This is a genomic window from Streptomyces mesophilus, from assembly GCF_040300965.1.
In the GTDB taxonomy this organism is placed as follows: Bacteria; Actinomycetota; Actinomycetes; order Streptomycetales; family Streptomycetaceae; genus Streptomyces; species Streptomyces mesophilus_A.
Window position 1 is genome coordinate 16,690 of sequence record NZ_JBEPEW010000091.1, and the last position, 17,412, is coordinate 34,101.

A 17,412-nucleotide genomic window follows, 5' to 3' on the forward strand; every position below is an offset into this window, starting at 1 on the left:
GCGTCAGGACGCGGGGGCTTTCCGCATGCCCCGTACAACCATCAAGCCCCCACCCCCTTCCCGAATCTGACGGACCGTCATATCGTCATCGGCGGCCGAAACTCACCGCTGCACTCCGCAACAGCAGCTTCCGCAAGGCAGATTCCGCAAGGAGACCCCGTGGGAGACCCGCACCCGACCCCACCGCACCAGCCGCCCAAACTGCACGCCACCGACCTCACCCGCACCTTCGGACGCGGCCCGAAGCAGGTGAACGCCCTCGGTCCGGTCGATCTCGCCATCGCCCCGGGCGAGTTCACCTGCATCGTCGGGCCGTCCGGCTGCGGAAAGTCCACGCTGCTCAGGATCGCCGCCGGACTGCTCAGGCCCAGCGCCGGGAAGCTGGAGATACGCACGTCCAGCCCGCGTCCCGCCGCGATGATCTTCCAGGACTACGGCATCTACGACTGGAAGACCGTCCTGGCCAACGTCCGCTTCGGACTGGACATCCAGCGCGTCCCCCGCAAGGAGGCCGACGCCCGCGCCCGCGACTGGCTGGTCCGCATGGGCCTGGCCGACTTCGCCGACGCCTACCCCGCGGCGCTCTCCGGCGGTATGCGCCAGCGCGTCGCGATCGCCCGGGCCCTCGCCGTAGAACCCGAAATCCTGCTGATGGACGAGCCGTTCGCCGCGCTCGACGCCCAGTTGCGCACGATCCTCCAGGACGAGCTCCTGGAGCTCACCCAGACCACCCGCACCACGACCCTCTTCATCACGCACAGCCTGGAGGAGGCGATCGTGCTCGGCGACCGGGTCCTGGTGATGTCCGCGCGCCCCGGCCGCGTGATCGCCGAGCGGCGCCCGCCGTTCGAACGGCCGCGCTCGGGAGCCGTCCGCGACACCCCTGAATTCACCGCCCTGAAGAGCGAGTTGTGGGAGCTCCTGCGCGGCGAGGTCCGTACGGAGGCGGTGCCGGCATGAGTCTGACCAGGAACATCAAGAGCTCCAAGGACTCCAAGAACACCAAGAGTCCCGGCAACGGGAGCGAGGGCATCCTCGTCCGCAAACCGGGCCCGCAGGAGCTCCAGCCCGCACGCACCCACCGGCGCCGGCGCACGCTGGAGATCTCCCTCGCCTTCGCCGTGCCCGTCACCCTCGTCCTGCTTTGGCAACTGGCCGCCGTACAGGGCTGGATCGACGACCGTATCTATCCCGCCCCGCAGACCATCATCGAGGACGGCTGGGAGCGCGCCGCCGACGGAGAGCTGTGGCCGGACGTGTGGGCCACGCTCAAGCGCGTCCTGGCCGGCTATGCGATCGGCACCGTCGCGGGCTATGTGCTCGGCCTCCTGATGGGCTCGCTCTCCCTCGTACGAGCGGCACTCGAGCCCCTCCTCGACGCGCTCTACGTCGTACCGAAGCTGGCCCTGCTGCCCATCTTCCTCAACATGTTCGGGCTCGGCGAAGGACCGCAGATCGCCCTGGTCGCCGCGACCGTGTTCTTCTTCGTGTGGATCTCCACCATGGCCGCCGTGCTCGCCGTACCGGACGGCCACCGCGACGCCGGACAGGTCTTCGGCGCCTCGCCCTGGCAGATGTTCCGGCACGTCCTGCTGCCCGCCTCGCTGCCCGCGGTCCTGGTCGGCGCGCGGATCGCGGCGGGAGTCGCGGTCCTGGTGATCGTCGCGTCGGAGTCCATCGCCGCGTCCGACGGCCTCGGGCATCTGATCTTCGACTCACGGGCGCTCTTCCAGAACGACGTGATGTTCGTCGGCATCGTCTGCGTCGCCGTGCTCGGCGTCGTCTTCTCCGAACTGGTCCGGATCGCCGGGCGGTTCCTCACGCCCTGGGCGCCACGCGACCGCGGCCGCGGCCAGTCCTGATCGAGTTCCAGCCCGTACGTACGGAGGCACTGCATGCACACCCGTAAGTCGATCCCCGCGCTGCTCCTGGCAGGTGCCCTGCTCGCCTCGGCGGGCTGCGCCAAGGAGGACGACGCACCGGCGCAGTCCGCGAAACCCCGGGACATCAAGGTGGTCGCGGGCTGCGCCGCGAAAGGCTGGACCGACCCGGCCGACCTCGCCGAGGCCCGCGAGCCCGCCCGCTGCGACAAGGGCGCCCCGGCCCCGCAGCCGCTGAAGAAGAAACGCAAGCTGGTCGTGGCCACCGGCACACTGAGCGCCGAATACGTGGCGCCCCTCCAAGTTGCCGTACAGAAGGGCGAGTTCAAGAAGGAGGGCCTTGATGTCGAGCTGAAGGTGCTGCCGACCCCGGACGCCCTGCCGCTGCTCGCCAAGGGCGATATCGATGCCCAGTGGGCCGCGCCCGAGGCGGCCGTGATGAACGGCATCAACGGCGGCTTCGACATCAAGTGGGTGGCCGGCAACTTCTCGCCCGACCCCGAGTCCAAGAGCGGCCTGTGGGTGCGCCTCCAGGAGGGCGAGACCGCCACGAAGGTGCCGATGGCCGGCCGCAAGCTCGGCACGATGATCGGCAAGGGCTCGGTGATCGCGTATCCGATGAGCAAGGCGCTCACGCAGCACGGCGGCGGGCTCGACAAGGTGGACTTCCGCCAGTTGGGCTCGGCGGACGTCCTGACCGCCCTGGAGAACGGCGGCGTGGACTCGGCCTGGCTGCTCGACCCGGTGTGGCGCAAGGTCGACGGGAAGGACGGGTTCGCGTTCCTGGGCGGGCAACCGCTGGGCGAGCCCCTGGGCGGCGCGCTGTTCGGACCCAATCTGCTCACCGAGGACAAGGACGCAGGGGTGGCCTTCCTGCGCGCGTACGTCCGCACGATCAACACGTACTTCGCGGACGACTACAAATCCGATCCGGCCTTCGTCACGGAACTGGCGAAGCTCCTGAAGATCGACGAGGCGATCGTGAAGTCGACGCCGTCGCTGCGGATGGACTGGGAGCTGCGCAAGGGCACCACGGACCGGCTGCAGGACGCGTACGCGGAGGCCGGGGTCGCGGAGGGCGACCGGGTGCCGGAGGACAAGGCCGTGGACCGGTCCTTCTACGCGGAGGCGGTCGGGCACAAGATGTGAGCCGACGTGAACGCATATGAAGAAGGCCCGGATCCTGAGGATCCGGGCCTTCTTCATTCAGTAGCGGGGACAGGATTTGAACCTGCGACCTCTGGGTTATGAGCCCAGCGAGCTACCGAGCTGCTCCACCCCGCGTCGGTGAAACCAACCATACGGCAGGGCGACGACCAGCGCAAATCGCTTTCCGTGAGCAGCTCAGGCCCTGTTTTCGCCCGGTCCCGGCCGCTACGCCGTGAGCTCCTGCTGCAGCGCCTCGCTCAGGCGCGCCGCCCGTTCGGACACCTCCGCGGGCCCGTACGAGACGGCCTTGGCGCACCAGCGCTGGGCCTCGGGAAGATCGCTCCGACGCGCGTAGAGCAGGGCGAGCCGGAGCGCCGCCCGGCCGTGCCCGGCGTCGGCCGCGCGCTGCCACCAGACGAGGGCCTCGGGCTCGCTGCCCTCGCGGGCGAGCAGCAGTCCGAGGTTGAAGGCGCCGCCGAGGCTGCCCGCCTCCGCGGCCATCCGGTACCAGCGCGCCGCCTCGACCACATCGTCACGGGCCGCGGCGAAGGTGCCCATCCGCACCTGCGCCCGCCGGTGCCCGAGCTCGGCGGCCCGCTCGTACCACTCCTCGCACTCGGTCTTCTCGGCCGCGACCTCGCCGAGCGCGACGCCATGGCGGCCGTCACGGGGTCCCCGGTCGAGGACGGTGCCGAGCCGGTACGCGGCCTCGGCGCTGCCGCCGCCCGCCGCGCAGCGCAGATGCCGCTCGGCGCCCTGCCGGTCGCCCTCGCGCAGATGCGCGATACCGACCTGCAGCGCGGCCTCGGTGTGCCCGGCCGCGGCGGCCCGCTCGTACCACTCGAAGGCCACGGGCTCCTCGTCACGGCCCGCGTAGAGGATGCCGAGGTTGAAGGCGGCGTCCACGCTGCCCGCCTCGGCCGCCTTGGAGAACCAGGGCTCGGCGCCCGCGGTGTCGCCGCCCTGCATCAGCAATACGGCAAGGGCGTTGGCGGCCTCGCGGTGGCCGGCGTAGGCGGCGCGGCGGTACCACTGCTCCGCCTGCCGGCTGCGGCCCTGCGCGGCGCAGAGCAGACCGAGGTTGTACGCGCCGTTCACATCGCCCGCGTCCATGGCGGCGCGGTACCAGCGTTCGGCGGTCTGGGTCTCGCCGCGCTCGGCGTGCAGGGCGCCCAGCGCGTTGGCCGCGTTGCCGTCGCCGTTCTGGGCGGCTTTCAGCCACCACACGGCGGCGCTGTCCTCGTCGCCCGCGTCGCGGAGCAGGAAGCCGAGCGCGCAGGCGGCGCGGGCCTCGCCGTCCTTGGCGGACGTGAGGTACCAGCGGCCGGCCTCCTTGAGGTCGCCGCGGCGCTCCAGGATCGCGCCGAGCTGCAGCGCGGCCCTGCGGTGGCCGCGTGCGGCGGCCTGCCGGTACCACTGCTCGGCCTCGGCGAGCAGGCTGCCGCCGAGGATGCGGCTGCCGGTGTCGGGTTCGGGGATCTCCTGCGCGGACGAGGAGGCGCCGCCGTTCGCGTACGAGGGGTCCGCGCCGTTGTCGTACGCGGAGTCCGCGCCCTGTCCGAAGGAGCGCGCGAGCGGCGCCGTGCCGGTCAGGGCGCCCCGGGTCTCGGCCGCGCGGCGCTCCAGGGCGCGGGCCAGGCGGTACGCGGCCTCGGGGTGGCCGCGCTCGGCGGCGGCGCGCATCCTGCGCTCGGCGCCGACGTCGCTGCGGTGCTCCAGAAGGTCGGCCAGCGCGTAGGCGCCCAGGGTGTGGCCCTGCTCGGCGGACTGGCGCAGCCAGTACTCGGCGGCCGGCTCGTCGCCGCGCTCGCGATGGTGACGGCCGAGGGCGTGCGCGGCCGCGGCGCTGCCGGCCACGGCGGCGATCCGCCACCAGCCGGCGGCCTCGTCGGCGTAGCCGCGCTGATGGAGGAGCACACCCAGGTTGTTGGCGGCCGCGCGGTCGCCGTCGGCGGTGGCCTTGCGCAGAAAGGGCTCGGCGCCGTCGAGGTCGCCGCGGCGGAGCAGCAGGGAGCCGAGGACGCTCATCGAGGCGATGTCACCGCATTCGGCGGCATGGCGATGGCGTGCCTCATCGACGGCCGTGGCCGGATCCTCCCGGTCGGCCGACTGCGGAAGTCGCCCTGTCTCCAACAGAGTTGCCCTGTCCCCCATAAGTTCCATCGTCGCACCACCTGCAACCCGGGTACACCTGGTATACCCCGACCCGTGAGGTCACTTCAGCGTTTTGTCGACATGCCCACAGGGAGACAAGTCAAACACAGATCTGCCAACTCCCCCCGCACGGCGCAGTTGTCACACTCACGGGTGTCAACTGCCCCCGCGTTCAAGGGACATGAGTACGAGGGCGGTCACGGAGGGCGCCTGACACGATGAGGTCCGCCTCGGACGCGACCGATGCCCCGAAACGGCTCCGGACATGACTGAGGCCCGGATCTCCAGGAGATCCGGGCCTCGGTCTTCAGTAGCGGGGACAGGATTTGAACCTGCGACCTCTGGGTTATGAGCCCAGCGAGCTACCGAGCTGCTCCACCCCGCGCCGTTGTGTCCAAACCGTACCACGGCGCGGGAGGGAGCTCTGACCAGCTCAGTCGTCCTTGCGGGCCTTGCCCTCGGCCTCGATGGCTCGCTTGACGGCGTCCTCGGCCTTCTTCATGGCCTCGTCGTAGCCGGAGAGGTCGCCCGCCTTCAGCGCCTTGTCCGCCTCGTCGAAGGCCTTCTGCGCCTCGTCCAGCGCCTCCTTGACCGTCGGGTCGCTGGAGGGCGGTGGCGTGGGCTTGTCCGGGTCCTCGGAGGGTGGCACCTCGGGATCGGCGCCTTGCGCCCCGAAGACCGCGTCGAAGCTCTCCGCGAGGGTGTCCTTGAAGACGGGGTCGCGAGCGCCCGTATAGGAGACGCCGACCTTCTTCAGGAGCGGGTAGTTGGCGTTACCGCCCTTGACGTAGACCGGCTCGACATACAGGAAGCCCTCGTCCAGCGGGATCGTCAGGAGATTTCCGTAGACGATGTCCGAGTCCGTGCCTCTGAGGTCGCGGACGAACGTCGCGACTTCGTTGTTGCCGTTGAGTTCGGACTGGACCTGTTGGGGTCCTGGCACTTCCGATTTCACGTTCAGGACTCTTATCGTCCCGTACTCGCTGCTGTTGGCATCGGCGTCGACCGCCATGAACGCCTGCAGATTCGGCCGGCCGTTCGGTGTGAACGTGGTCGTCAGCGAGAACTTCTGGTCCTGCTGCGCCGGCGTCTTGCCCTTCTCCGGCATCTTCAGGCTCAGGTAGTACGGCGGGACCGCGTTCTTCTCCTTGTTGGTCGGGTCGTCCGGCACCTGCCAGACGTCCGAACCGCTGTAGAACTGCGGCGCCTCGGTGACGTGGTACCGGGTGAGCAGCTCACGCTGCACCTTGAACAGGTCCTGCGGGTAGCGCAGGTGCTCCTTGAGCTCGGGCGAGATCGCGCTCTTCTTCTCGACCGTGCCCGGGAACGCGTTCATCCACGTCTTGAGGACCGGGTCCTTCTCGTCCCACTGGTAGAGCTTCACCTTGCCGTCGTACGCGTCGACGGTGGCCTTCACCGAGTTGCGGATGTAGTTGACCTGGTTCTGCTGGGCCACCACCGCACGCTGGTTGTTGGCCGCCGTCAGCGAGTCGGCCGTGGTGTCGCCGAGCGTGGTGCGCGAGGCGTACGGATAGCCGTTCGTCGTCGTGTAGGCGTCGACGATCCACTGGATCCGGCCGTCGACGACCGCCGGGTAGGCGTCGCCGTCGATGGTCAGCCAGGGGGCGACGGCCTCGACGCGCTCCTTGGGCGTGCGGTTGTAGAGGATCTTCGAACCCTCGCCGATCGCGCCCGAGTACATGATCTGCGGCTCGCTGAACGCGACCGCGTAGGCAGCCCGGTTGATCGGGTTGGAGAGGTTGACCCCGCTGTCGCCCTTGTAGCTGGTGGTCTGCTCACCGTCCTTCTCGTAGTCGAGCTCCTTCTGCGGACCGCCGACGATCGAGTACTGCTCGGTCTTCTCGCCGTAGTAGATCCGCTGCTCGTACGTGGGCAGCTGGCCCGTGGTCGGCAGACCCTTGTCGGTGAACTCCGGGGAGCCCGCCGGGTCGGCGTTCGGGTCCGTGCCGGTCCCCTTGGCCGTGATCGCGCCATAGCCGTGGGTGTACGTGAAGTGGTCGTTGATCCAGTTCCGCTTCGGGATGCCGTCGAGGTCCAGCTCGCGCAGACCGATGACGGTGTCCTGCTCCTTGCCCGAGGCGTCCTTGTAGCGGTCGACGTCGAGCGTGGTCGGGAACTGGTAGTACTTGCGCAGGCGCTGCAGCGTGTCGAAGGTCGGGCCCACCACGTTGGGGTCGATCAGGCGGTAACTCGCCTGGGCGTCCGCCTGCTTGCGCTGGTCGGCCTTCGCGGTGTCGGAGTCACCGGTCTTGCCCTTGCCCGAGTAGTCCGTGATCTGGACGCCGTCGATGTCGTACGCCTTGCGCGTGGCCTCGATGTTCTTCTCGATGTACTCCTGCTCCTTGGCCTGCTCGTTCGGCTCGACCTGGAACTTCTGCACGATGGCCGGGTAGAGGCCGCCGATCAGGATCGCCGAGAGCACCATCAGACCGAAGCCGATGACGGGCAGCTGCCAGGTGCGGCGCCACAACGTCGCGAAGAACAGCACGGCGCAGATGGCCGCGATGCAGAACAGGATGGTCTTCGCCGGCAGATACGCGTTGGCGTCGACGTAGCGCAGACCCGTCCAGTTGCCGGTGGCCTTGAAGTCACTGGACTTGACCGCGAGTCCGTACCGGTCGAGCCAGTACGCCACGGCCTTCAGGGCCACGAACAGGCCGAGAAGGACGGAGAGATGACCGGTCGCGGCCGAGGTGGCGCGGGCGCCGCCCGTGACGCGCAGTCCGCCGTACAGGTAGTGCGTGAGCGCGGCGGCGATCAGTGAGAGCACTGCGGCCGCGAAGCCGAAGCCGAGCAGGAAGCGGTACCAGGGCAGATCGAACGCGTAGAACGCCACGTCCAGGCCGAACTGGGGGTCCTTCTGGTTGAACGGCACCCCGTTCACCCACATCAGCCACGTACGCCACTGGCCCGCGGCGGACGCGCCGGCGATCAGGCCCACCAGGGCGGTGATCGCGAGCAGGATCCACTTCTTGTACGGGGCGATGCCCATGCGGTAGCGGTCGAGGCTCTGCTGCTCGAGCGACATGGCGCTCAGCGGCGGGCGCAGGCGGTGCGCCAGCCAGATGTTGACGCCGACGGCCGCGGCCATCAGGAGGCCGAAGACGGCGAACAGGCCGATCTTGGTCCACAGCGTCTTGGCGAAGACCGAGGAGTAGTCGACCGACCGGTACCACAGCCAGTCCGTCCAGAACCCGGCGAACATCACGAACGCCATGAAAAGCACGGCGAGGACGCCGAGCGTCATCAGCAGGGTGCGGACACGCCGGGACGGACGGCCCACTCTGATCCGTGGCCCCGATGGGGGGCCTGAGCCGCGGTCCGGCATCTGGAAAGCCAAGGTGCGCACCTCGAAGTTCGGCGGTCGGTGTGGGGGCTCCGCGATCGTAGAGCCCACTCGTGCAACTTACTGAAGCTTTACTCAGTTCCCGGACCGGGGTTGGCGTTTCCGATCCGTGATGTCCGAGTCGGTGCGGCCGAGTTCTTCGTCCGGGGTCTGAACCAGGCAGGATATGGGCCATGTCGAATGTTTCCCCCTCCGGCCCCCCGATGGCCGCGAGCCCGCTGACCCGTGCCGTACTCGAAATCGACGAGTATGTCGGCGGTCTCGGCTGGGATCAGCCCGCCCGTCTGTTCGCCCTGGTGGACACCGCCAAGCTGCGCGCGCAGGAACCGGGCCTGGCCGACCGGCTGGGTCTGACCGGTGAGGAGACGGCCGGTGCGCTGACCCCCATCGAGCAGGACGAACTGCCCGCCGGCGCCCCGCTGGACGAGTTCCTCGGCACGATCGCCTGGCCCGACGCGGTGGCCGGCTGCGCGCTCACGGTCGAGCGCCTGATGCTGCCGCCGTCGGCGGAGGCATCCGTTCCGGACGGTCTGGACGAGGCGCAGCTGGCCAAGTGGGTCGGCAAGCACCCGGACCGTCAGGAGGTGCGCATGACGGTGGGGGTGTTGCGCAACGGAACGCGCGAGTCGGCGCTGCGGCTGCGCGAGAAGGATTCGCCGAAGGACGTGCTGACCGGCTCGGACCTGGTGCCGGGGCTTGCGGAGGCGCTGGCGGCGACGTTCGCCGGCTGACGCCGGTCCCTCGGATACGGGGAGGGGGCGCCGCATCGGATGCGGCGCCCCCTCCTCGTATCGACTGCGTGCTTGCCGCACTCGCCTTATCCGGCGGAGCAGGAGGGCAGGTCGGAGGTCTTGCCCGCGCGGATCTTGTCCAGGGATTCCACCGCGTCGTCGATGGTCTTGACCTTGACCAGGGTGAGGCCGTCGGGGATGTCCTTGGCTGCCGATGCGCAGTTGGCCTCGGGGGTGAGGAAGTACTCCGCGCCCTTGCTGCGGGCGCCGACCGTCTTCATCTCGATGCCGCCGATCGGCCCGACCTTGCCGTTGTCGTCGATGGTGCCGGTGCCCGCGACGAACTTGCCGCCCGTGAGGTCCTCGGGGGTCAGTTTGTCGACGATGCCGAGCGCGAACATGAGGCCGGCGCTCGGACCGCCGACGTCGGCGAGCTTGATGTCGATGGTGAACGGGAACGTGTGATCGGTCCCGGCCTGGATGCCGACGATCGCCCGGTCGCCCTCGGGGGACTTCTCCGTGGTGATCGTGATCTTCTCGGTGGCCGTGGCCTCCTTGCCGGCCTTCTCGGCCGCGGCGGCCTCCTTGGCGGGCACGATCGTGAACACGACGCCCTCGCCCGGCTTGTGCTTGGTCACCAGCTTGGCGACGTCGTCGGGCTGCTCGACCGCGGTGCCGTCCACGGCCTTGATCACATCGCCGGCGTGCAGCCTGCCCTCGGAAGGGCTGTCCTTGAGCACGGTGGCGACGACGACCCGGGACTTGACCGGGATGTCCAGCTCCTTGAGCGCGGCGACCTTGGCGCTCTCCTGCGACTGGCTGAACTCCTCGGCGTTCTCCTGCGTCGACTGCTCCTCCGTCTTCCCGTCCGGGTAGAGGGTGTCGTGCGGTACGACGACGTTGTCGTGCGCGATCCAGCCGTAGACGGCCTCGAAGAGGTTCATCTTGTAGTCGGCGCTGGTGACGCGGACCGTCGTCATGTTGAGGTTGCCGGTCGTCTCGTACGTCTTGTGGCCCGAGATCTGCAGCACCGGCTCGCCGTCGTGCTCGCCGAGGGTGTTCACCGTCGGGCCCGGAGTCATCTCCGAGTACGGGACTTTGATCAGCACACCCGCGCACAGCAGCGCGATCAGCATCAGGGTGGAAGCGAGCATGGTCGCGGTGCGGCGAGGCATGGAACGACAGTACGGGACGTCCCTGTGGGTGCACCCCTGGGGCCGGTCCGTCCGGGGCGCCCGGGCGGCCAGGCCCGGGATCAGGCCGCGTCCGTCCCGGTGTCCGCCTTCGCGCTGTCCTCCATGGCCGCGCGGAACTTCGCGTATCCGGCGAGCTCGGTGACATCGCCGGTGCGTCCGGACTTACGGGCGCGGGTGGCCCAACTGCCCCACAGGGCCGCGCCGATCGCGGCGAAAAGCGGAATGAGCAGCCATGCGAGCGATGCCATGCCGACCTCCCGACCCCAACTGACCGATCACTACTGAGTGATCAGCAGATTAGCCATCCGTACGGACAACGCTCACGGCAGGGGTTGGGTTACGCAACCGGAGGGGCTCGTGTGACCTGTGGGGGTCAGCAGGCGCCGACCCACTCCTCGGTGCCGTCGGAGAACTTCTGGTGCTTCCAGATCGGGACCTCGTGCTTGAGGGTGTCGATCAGCTGCCGGGAGGCCTCGAAGGCCTCGCCCCGGTGCGGGCAGGAGACGGCGACGACCACCGCGATGTCACCCACTTCGAGGTCGCCCACGCGGTGGACGGCGGCGAGGGCTCGTACCGGGTAGTCGGCGCAGACCTTCTCGGCGACGCGGCGCAGCTCGGCCTCGGCGGAGGGATGGCAGGAGTAGCCGAGCGCGTCGACGTCGGCGCCCCCGTCGTGGTTGCGCACGGTGCCCACGAAGAGCGTGGTGCCGCCGGCCGCGCTGTCGCCGACGGCCGTGAAGACCTCGTCGACCGAGAGCGGGGTCTCGCGGATCGCGAGCAGCCGGATCGGATCCTGTGCGGCCTGCTCGCCTGGGTGGTCATACCGTGCAGCCATGCCCTCCATCGTGCCGTACGCGAGTGACATCGCGGAATAGCGGAATCGACCGGGGGTGCGGGCAGCTGGTCGGAGGGTCCTACAGGCGGCCGTGTCCCCCGCCTCGGGCGGACACGGCCCTGCGCCCGCCTGCAGCGTGCACCCCACCGGCCGTGAGTCGCGCGGCGGAAGGGGACGGTCGCCATATGGGCGTCCTGACAGGACAGACCACCGGCCGTCAGCCGCAGGACGGCGGAAGGGGACGGGGAGGGGTGCCTGTTTTACGGGCACCCCCGACGGTCACGGCAACCCTTCGCGAAGACGGCGCCATTGCCCGTAAAACAGGCACCCCGGACCGGCACCGACCCCACCACGACACCGCAGGCGGACGAGCGCCGACGCTCACGGCACTTCCACGCGCCCACCTGCCGGGGCCCGGGTCAGACCCCGCGGCGCTTGCGTGCCCTGCGGACCACTGCCGCCGCGCCGAGGAGGGCGACCGTGGCGCCTGCCGCGCCGGCGGCCGTGGCGTCCTTGCGGCCCAGGCGGCGGCCTGCGACCGTGTGGCGGCCCTCGACCTCGGCGAGGAGTTCGGCGAGGACTTCCTCGTTGGTCCACTGCGGACGCCAGCCCGCGTCGTGCAGGCGGCTGACGCTGACCACCCAGGGGTGCATCGTGTACGCGAGGTCGCCCGCCGGGGACGGGGTGAGGCCGATGCGGTGCAGGCGGGCGGCGGCGCCGAGGGCGACCGTCGAGGGCAGCTCCATGCGGCGGATGCCGCTGAGCTCCTCGACCTCCTCCTGCTCCAGCCAGCCGTCGCAGCCGACCGCCAGGTCGCCTTCGACCTTCTCGAGGACCGCGTATTCGAGGGCGCTGCACAGGTCGTCGACGTGGCAGAACTGCCAGGTGGGACGGGAGCCCGCCACAACGAGCAGGCGCGGGGACTCGAAGTAGCGGGTGAGGGCCGTGTCGGTGCCGCCGACCAGGACCGCCGGGCGCAGGACGGTGACGTTGAGGCCGGGGTGGGCGCGGGGCGCGCGGCGGGCGAGGCGCTCGATCTCGAGCAGGTCGCCGACGCCGGTTGCCTCGGCGGTGGCCTTGAGCTCGGAGTCCTCGGACAGGGGGAGCTCGTTCTCGGGCAGGGCGCCGTAGACCATCGCGGAGGTGCACAGGACCACACGGTGGACGCCGGCCGCGGCCGCCGCGGTGAGCACGGTCTGGGTACCACGCACGTTGTACGCGGTGCGGGCGGCGGCGTCGGTCTCCAGGTCGAGGTCGAGTGCGAGATGGACGACGACGTCGGCGCCGCGCAGTTTCTCGGCGATCGCCGGGTCCCGTACGTCCAGGATGTGCCACTGGGCGGCGGTGCACTCTCCGCGCCGCTCGTCGATGGCGATGACCTGCTTGATCTCGTCGGAGGCGGCCAGGCGCTCGGTCAGGCGCGCGCCGACCCCGGTGGCGGCACCCGTGATGGCCACCACCGGACCGCGTACGGCCGGGGTTGAGTCGTTTCGCGCTGCGCGAACCTTCGGATCCGGGGAACTCACCAGGCGTCTCCAGCGGTTGTCTTCAGTACGTACATGAATGACGCGTACGTACCAGGTGGCGTCCATCCTGCCGCAGGCCCTGCGGAGGCGGAGCACCGAGGCCCGAAGCGGGCCGGGTGTCTACGCTGGGTGGTGGGACCTACCGGCGAACGGAAGGCGGGAAAAGGTGTGTGCCGGACGCCGCCTTCCGTTCGCCGGTAGGTCCCGAGTCGGGCAGTCGCCGTCGGCAGTCGAGCCGGCGGCCCTACGAGCCGAGGATTCCCGTGAGTGACACCCCATTCGGATTCGGCCTTCCGCCGGAGGAGCCGGAAGACGGCGACGAGGGCAAGAAGAAGGACCAGCAGGGCGGCGGTGGCCAGGGCGGCGTTCCGGGGAACCCCTTCGGTTTCGGGTTCCCGGGCGCCGGCGGTCCCGGCGGCCCGGGCGGCGACAACCCGTTCGCCGCGATGTTCGGGTCGATGAACCCGAACGACCTGGGCGCCGCCTTCCAGCAGCTCGGCCAGATGCTCTCGTACGAGGGCGGCCCGGTGAACTGGGACATGGCCAAGCAGATCGCCCGCCAGACCGTCTCGCAGGGCACTGCGGACGGCACCAAGGACGCGAGCGTCGGTACCGCCGAGCGCGCCGCGGTCGAGGAGGCCGTGCGCCTGGCGGACCTGTGGCTGGACGGCGTGACCTCGCTGCCTTCGGGCGCGAACACGGCGGTGGCCTGGTCGCGCGCCGAGTGGGTCGAGGCGACCATTCCGGTCTGGCAGGAGCTCGTGGACCCAGTGGCGGAGCGCGTGGGCGCGGCCATGGGCGACGTACTGCCCGAGGAGATGCAGGCCATGGCGGGCCCGCTGATCGGGATGATGCGCTCCATGGGCGGCGCGATGTTCGGCCAGCAGATCGGCCAGGCCGTGGGCGTGCTCGCGGGCGAGGTCGTCGGCTCGACCGACATCGGTCTGCCGCTCGGCCCGGCCGGCAAGGCCGCGCTGCTGCCGGTGAACATCCACGCCTTCGGCAAGGACCTGGGCATCGACCAGAACGAGGTGCGGCTGTACCTCGCCCTGCGCGAGGCCGCCCACCAGCGGCTCTTCGCGCATGTGCCGTGGCTGCGCTCGCATCTGTTCGGCGCGGTCGAGGGCTACGCGCGCGGGATCAAGGTGGACACCTCGAAGCTGGAGGACGTGGTCGGCCAGTTCGACCCGTCGAACCCGGAGGAGCTGCAGAACGCACTGCAGCAGGGCATGTTCCAGCCGCAGGACACCCCCGAGCAGAAGGCCGCGCTCGCCCGTCTGGAAACGGCGCTCGCGCTGGTCGAGGGCTGGGTGGACGCGGTGGTGCACGAGGCCGCGAAGGACCGTCTGACCTCGGCGAACGCGTTGCGTGAGACGCTGCGCCGGCGCCGCGCGAGCGGTGGTCCCGCCGAGCAGACCTTCGCGACCCTGATCGGTCTCGAGCTGCGTCCGCGCCGGCTGCGCGACGCCGCGCGCCTTTGGGCCTCGCTGACGGACGCCCGTGGCCTCGACGGCCGCGACGGTCTGTGGGCGCACCCGGACATGCTGCCGACCGCGAAGGACCTGGACGACCCGGACGGGTTCGTGCACCGCGGCGACCAGGGCGCGGACGCGTCGGGCGACGACGAGCCGAAGCTCGACTTCGACGCGATCGACAAGATGCTGGGCGAGGCGGCGGGCGGTTCGAAGCCTGATCTCCGTAAGAGCGACGACGAAGACGAAAAGGGCGACGACAGCAAGTGAGCCTGCACGAAGACGCGGTCCTCGTACTGAAGGCGTACGAGGACCAGGAAGAGCTGCGCCAGACGTATCTGGATCATCTGGCGGCGCACCCGGACGGCATGTGGAAGGCCTGCGAGGCCGGGCATCTGACGGCCAGCGCCCTGGTGATCGACCCCTCGCGCGGCAAGGTGCTGCTCACGCTGCACAAGAAGCTGAACATGTGGCTTCAGATGGGCGGTCACTGCGAGCCGGGCGACGCCTCGATGGAGGCCGCCGCGCTGCGCGAGGCCACCGAGGAGTCCGGCATCGAGGGGCTCACGCTGCTCGACGGCGGTCCGGTGCGCCTTGACCGGCACCCGATCCCGGCGCCCTGCAACTGGCACCTGGACGTCCAGTACGCGGCGCTCGCGCCGGCCGGTGCGGTCGAGGCGATCAGCGAGGAGTCGCTGGATCTGAAGTGGTACGCGTACGACGAGGTGGCGGACGTGGCCGATACGTCGGTCGTACGGCTCCTCGAGCGGACGCGGGCGAAGCTCTGACCACTTGTGCGTATGAGTGAGGGGCGGGCGCCACTGGCACCCGCCCCTCACCCGTACAGCCAACTGCCCCGCTACGACCAGGCGTTGCCCTGGTTCTGACCGCGGGCACCCTGCTGGCCCGCGCCGAACTGGGCGGCGACGCCGGAGCCGATCACCGCGTTCTGCGGCGGCATGACCTCGCTGGGCTGGACCAGGACATAGCCCTGGCCGAGGAAGCTGAGCTCCCAGCCCTCGCCGGTGTTGCCGCGGCGGCGGCGCACGCTCGAGTTGGTCGTCTGCGCCTGCATCTGCACGCGCAGGGAGGTCGACCAGGCGACGATCGCGTCGGCGTCGACGCTCACGTACTTCTCGGGCGTGACCTGCATCATCAGCGGCTGTCCGGAGGTCATGAGCGCGACCTTGCCGGTGCCGGTGATGTTCAGCTGGTACTTGCCGGACCCGGAGATCCCGTACTGGCTGTCCACCGCGATGACTTCGTGGTTGAGCTGGGTGTCGAGCGCGAGGACGTACGCGCTGTCCACCGTGAGGCCCTCGCGCTCCACGTCCACGATGTGGATGTACTGCGCGAGGTTGGCGAGATAGACGGTGCCCTGGCCGGAGCAGCGCATCAGGTCGAGGCCCTCGCCCGTGCGGTTGCGGGCCCGGCGCTGGCCGGCCGACTGGTACTCGCCGTCGAACTCGACCAGGCCCTGGTACGCGACCATCGCGCCCTTGCGGGCGAGCAGGTCGTCATGGCCCTGCAGGGCGACCCGCAGCAGCTGCGGATTCTGCAGGGCGTAGCGCTCCTGGGTCTGGTTCTCTGTCTGGCTGAAAAGCGCACTCTGCATGGTGTGTTCGCTCCCCCTCAGCCCCGGACCCGCAGGCGGTCGGAGCTGTCCTCACTCGGCTGTACGACGACGATCCCCTGGCCGGAGAAGGCCATCTGGTAGGCCTCTCCGCTGCCCCGTCCGACGAGGGAGGAGGCCTTGAAGCTGCGCTTGCCCTTCACCTTGAGGTTCGGGGACCAGGCGAGCAGGGCGTCGGGGTCGACGTACGTCTCGTCCTCACCGCGGCCGCAGTCGACGACCAGCGGCGTACCGCGCGAGGTGATGGCCACCCAGCCGGTGCCGGCGACCTCGACGTTCCACAGGCCCTGGCCGGCGAACTTGGCCATGCCCTTGACCTTCTCGACGCCCCACTGCAGGTGCGCGTCGAAGGCGAGGAGGTTGGTGCCGTTGACCGAGAGCGAGTCGTTGTTCAGGTTGATCACGACCACGTCGGCCCCGTAGTCGGCCAGGTAGAGCAGGCCGTCGCCGGAGCACTTCATGATCGGGGCGCCTTCGCCGGTCACCCACTGCGAGGCGATCTGGCGGACGGCCGGCGGGTTGGGCTCGTACTGGATGAAGCCTTCGTACGACACCATCGAGCCGGTGCGCGCGTAAAGGTCCTGGCCGGAGGCCATGGCGACCTTGAGCATCGTGCGCCCGTGGTTCTCCATACGGGCGGCCATCGGGGTCGGGGCATAGCCCGCGAGTTGCTGCATCATTTCTTCGGGCTCCCTCAGACCTCGTAGGGCTGGACGACGATGAAGTTTCCGGGCGCTCCCCGGAATTGGAGATTCACGGTCTCTCCGCTGTGACCCGGGAAGGAATTCCGGCGCAGGCGCACCTGGCTGGAAATGATCACCTGGGCGGCGGAGGACCACGCCACGATCGCATTGCTGTCCGCGTACGTGGTGGGCGTGACCGGAAGCACCACGGGAATGCCGTGGGTCTTCACGATGACGGTTCCGGTGCCCTGGAACTGCATCGTGAACAGCGCGCCGCCGGGGATTCCGTGCCCCTCGATGCGCCGCACTTCGTGCTGCAGCGTCTCGTCGAAGGCGAGGACGTTCTCGGCGGAGACGCAGATGCCGTCGCCCTGCAGCTCGATGGAGTGCAGATGCGCACCGTTCTCGGCGAGGAAGACCTGGCCGCGCCCGGTGCAGCGCATCAACTGCATTTCCTGGCCGGTCGCGTTGCCGATGATCCGTCCGGCGAAACCGGCGCTCTTGTACGAGAAGTCCACCTTGCCCTGGTACATCACCATGCTGCCCTGACGCGCCAGGACCGGGGTGCCGCCCATGCTGAGGTCGACCCGCATCATCTGCTGGTTCTGCGGGGTCCAGCGGGTGCCGGTGGCCGTCTCCTTGTACGGCTGGAGCGCGGCCTGCAGGCCGGGGCCCGCGGCGGGCTGGGCCTGGGGCATGCCGTATCCGGCGGGAGCGCCGGGCTGTCCGGGCATGCCGGGCGGCTGGCCGTACCCCTGAGGCGCGGCGGGCTGGCCGGGGACCTGC

The 17,412-nt window shown here is 69.9% G+C and carries 15 protein-coding genes and 2 tRNA genes; 6 read left to right on the plus strand and 11 right to left on the minus strand.

Translation table 11 applies throughout. From position 1 onward, the window contains the following. Positions 1-159: 159 nt before the first annotated feature. Genes ABT367_RS27105 through ABT367_RS27115 form a run of 3 tightly spaced genes read left to right on the plus strand, consistent with a single transcriptional unit; the run spans position 160 to position 3,029 of the window. On the plus strand, positions 160-960 hold the full coding sequence (locus ABT367_RS27105) for an ABC transporter ATP-binding protein (protein WP_352255717.1): 801 nt from the start codon (positions 160-162) through the stop codon (positions 958-960). Further along, complete coding sequence (locus tag ABT367_RS27110) at positions 957-1,862, plus strand: ABC transporter permease (RefSeq protein ID WP_352255718.1); 906 nt, start codon at positions 957-959, stop codon at positions 1,860-1,862. Before ABT367_RS27105 ends, ABT367_RS27110 begins: the two co-directional genes overlap by 4 nt. A gap of 33 nt (positions 1,863-1,895) precedes the next feature. Continuing rightward, positions 1,896-3,029 (plus strand): ABC transporter substrate-binding protein, encoded by a 1,134-nt coding sequence (locus ABT367_RS27115; RefSeq protein ID WP_352255719.1) that lies wholly within the window; start codon positions 1,896-1,898, stop codon positions 3,027-3,029. A 61-nt stretch (positions 3,030-3,090) separates the two neighbouring features. Here ABT367_RS27115 and ABT367_RS27120 read toward each other — a convergent pair. The 4 genes from ABT367_RS27120 to ABT367_RS27135 form a co-directional block, all read right to left on the minus strand. Next, positions 3,091-3,164: transfer RNA gene (locus ABT367_RS27120), tRNA-Met, on the minus strand. Positions 3,165-3,254: 90 nt separating this feature from the next. Further along, positions 3,255-5,192: a tetratricopeptide repeat protein gene (locus ABT367_RS27125; RefSeq protein WP_352255720.1), complete on the minus strand. Its 1,938-nt coding sequence runs from the start codon at positions 5,190-5,192 to the stop codon at positions 3,255-3,257. A 302-nt stretch (positions 5,193-5,494) separates the two neighbouring features. Next, positions 5,495-5,568 (minus strand) — tRNA-Met (locus ABT367_RS27130). A gap of 48 nt (positions 5,569-5,616) precedes the next feature. Continuing rightward, positions 5,617-8,532, minus strand: coding sequence for a UPF0182 family membrane protein (locus ABT367_RS27135; RefSeq protein WP_352255731.1), 2,916 nt, complete (start codon positions 8,530-8,532; stop codon positions 5,617-5,619). Between the two features lie 191 nt (positions 8,533-8,723). Here ABT367_RS27135 and ABT367_RS27140 point away from each other — a divergent pair, with 191 nt between their 5' ends. Beyond that, positions 8,724-9,281: a PPA1309 family protein gene (locus ABT367_RS27140; RefSeq protein ID WP_352255721.1), complete on the plus strand. Its 558-nt coding sequence runs from the start codon at positions 8,724-8,726 to the stop codon at positions 9,279-9,281. 86 nt (positions 9,282-9,367) lie between these two features. On the opposite strand, the gene ABT367_RS27145 is transcribed toward ABT367_RS27140, so the two are convergent. The 4 genes from ABT367_RS27145 to ABT367_RS27160 all read right to left on the minus strand — a co-directional run bounded on the left by ABT367_RS27145 (position 9,368) and on the right by ABT367_RS27160 (position 12,838). Next, positions 9,368-10,456, minus strand: coding sequence for a YlbL family protein (locus tag ABT367_RS27145; RefSeq protein ID WP_352255722.1), 1,089 nt, complete (start codon positions 10,454-10,456; stop codon positions 9,368-9,370). An 80-nt stretch (positions 10,457-10,536) separates the two neighbouring features. Beyond that, a complete protein-coding gene (locus ABT367_RS27150) occupies positions 10,537-10,725 on the minus strand; it encodes a hypothetical protein (RefSeq protein WP_352255723.1) in 189 nt (62 codons plus the stop codon). A 125-nt stretch (positions 10,726-10,850) separates the two neighbouring features. Continuing rightward, positions 10,851-11,312 (minus strand): molybdenum cofactor biosynthesis protein MoaE, encoded by a 462-nt coding sequence (locus tag ABT367_RS27155; RefSeq protein WP_052576868.1) that lies wholly within the window; start codon positions 11,310-11,312, stop codon positions 10,851-10,853. 419 nt (positions 11,313-11,731) lie between these two features. Continuing rightward, positions 11,732-12,838, minus strand: a complete 1,107-nt coding sequence (locus ABT367_RS27160; protein WP_352255724.1) for an SDR family oxidoreductase — start codon at positions 12,836-12,838, stop codon at positions 11,732-11,734. Between the two features lie 263 nt (positions 12,839-13,101). Here ABT367_RS27160 and ABT367_RS27165 point away from each other — a divergent pair, with 263 nt between their 5' ends. Next, on the plus strand, positions 13,102-14,580 hold the full coding sequence (locus tag ABT367_RS27165; protein ID WP_352255725.1) for a zinc-dependent metalloprotease: 1,479 nt from the start codon (positions 13,102-13,104) through the stop codon (positions 14,578-14,580). Next, entirely contained in the window at positions 14,577-15,098 is a 522-nt protein-coding gene (locus ABT367_RS27170) for an NUDIX hydrolase (RefSeq protein WP_352255726.1), read from the plus strand. The genes ABT367_RS27165 and ABT367_RS27170 overlap by 4 nt, the downstream gene beginning before the upstream one ends. A gap of 71 nt (positions 15,099-15,169) precedes the next feature. Here ABT367_RS27170 and ABT367_RS27175 read toward each other — a convergent pair whose 3' ends face one another. The 3 genes from ABT367_RS27175 to ABT367_RS27185 all read right to left on the minus strand — a co-directional run. Next, positions 15,170-15,925: an AIM24 family protein gene (locus tag ABT367_RS27175; protein WP_352255727.1), complete on the minus strand. Its 756-nt coding sequence runs from the start codon at positions 15,923-15,925 to the stop codon at positions 15,170-15,172. Between the two features lie 17 nt (positions 15,926-15,942). Further along, positions 15,943-16,623, minus strand: coding sequence for an AIM24 family protein (locus tag ABT367_RS27180; protein WP_352255728.1), 681 nt, complete (start codon positions 16,621-16,623; stop codon positions 15,943-15,945). Positions 16,624-16,637: 14 nt separating this feature from the next. Then, a partial coding sequence (locus ABT367_RS27185; protein WP_352255729.1) for an AIM24 family protein occupies positions 16,638-17,412 on the minus strand: 775 nt, incomplete at its 5' end.

Coding starts and splice junctions, on each gene's coding strand:
- ABT367_RS27140 (WP_352255721.1), top strand. CDS start 8,724: ATGTCGAATGTTTCCCCCTCCGGCCCCCCGATGGCCGCGAGCCCGCTG.
- ABT367_RS27135 (WP_352255731.1), bottom strand. CDS start 8,532: ATGCCGGACCGCGGCTCAGGCCCCCCATCGGGGCCACGGATCAGAGTG.
- ABT367_RS27155 (WP_052576868.1), bottom strand. CDS start 11,312: ATGGCTGCACGGTATGACCACCCAGGCGAGCAGGCCGCACAGGATCCG.
- ABT367_RS27110 (WP_352255718.1), top strand. CDS start 957: ATGAGTCTGACCAGGAACATCAAGAGCTCCAAGGACTCCAAGAACACC.
- ABT367_RS27145 (WP_352255722.1), bottom strand. CDS start 10,456: ATGCCTCGCCGCACCGCGACCATGCTCGCTTCCACCCTGATGCTGATC.
- ABT367_RS27180 (WP_352255728.1), bottom strand. CDS start 16,623: ATGATGCAGCAACTCGCGGGCTATGCCCCGACCCCGATGGCCGCCCGT.
- ABT367_RS27125 (WP_352255720.1), bottom strand. CDS start 5,192: ATGGAACTTATGGGGGACAGGGCAACTCTGTTGGAGACAGGGCGACTT.
- ABT367_RS27150 (WP_352255723.1), bottom strand. CDS start 10,725: ATGGCATCGCTCGCATGGCTGCTCATTCCGCTTTTCGCCGCGATCGGC.
- ABT367_RS27175 (WP_352255727.1), bottom strand. CDS start 15,925: ATGCAGAGTGCGCTTTTCAGCCAGACAGAGAACCAGACCCAGGAGCGC.
- ABT367_RS27115 (WP_352255719.1), top strand. CDS start 1,896: ATGCACACCCGTAAGTCGATCCCCGCGCTGCTCCTGGCAGGTGCCCTG.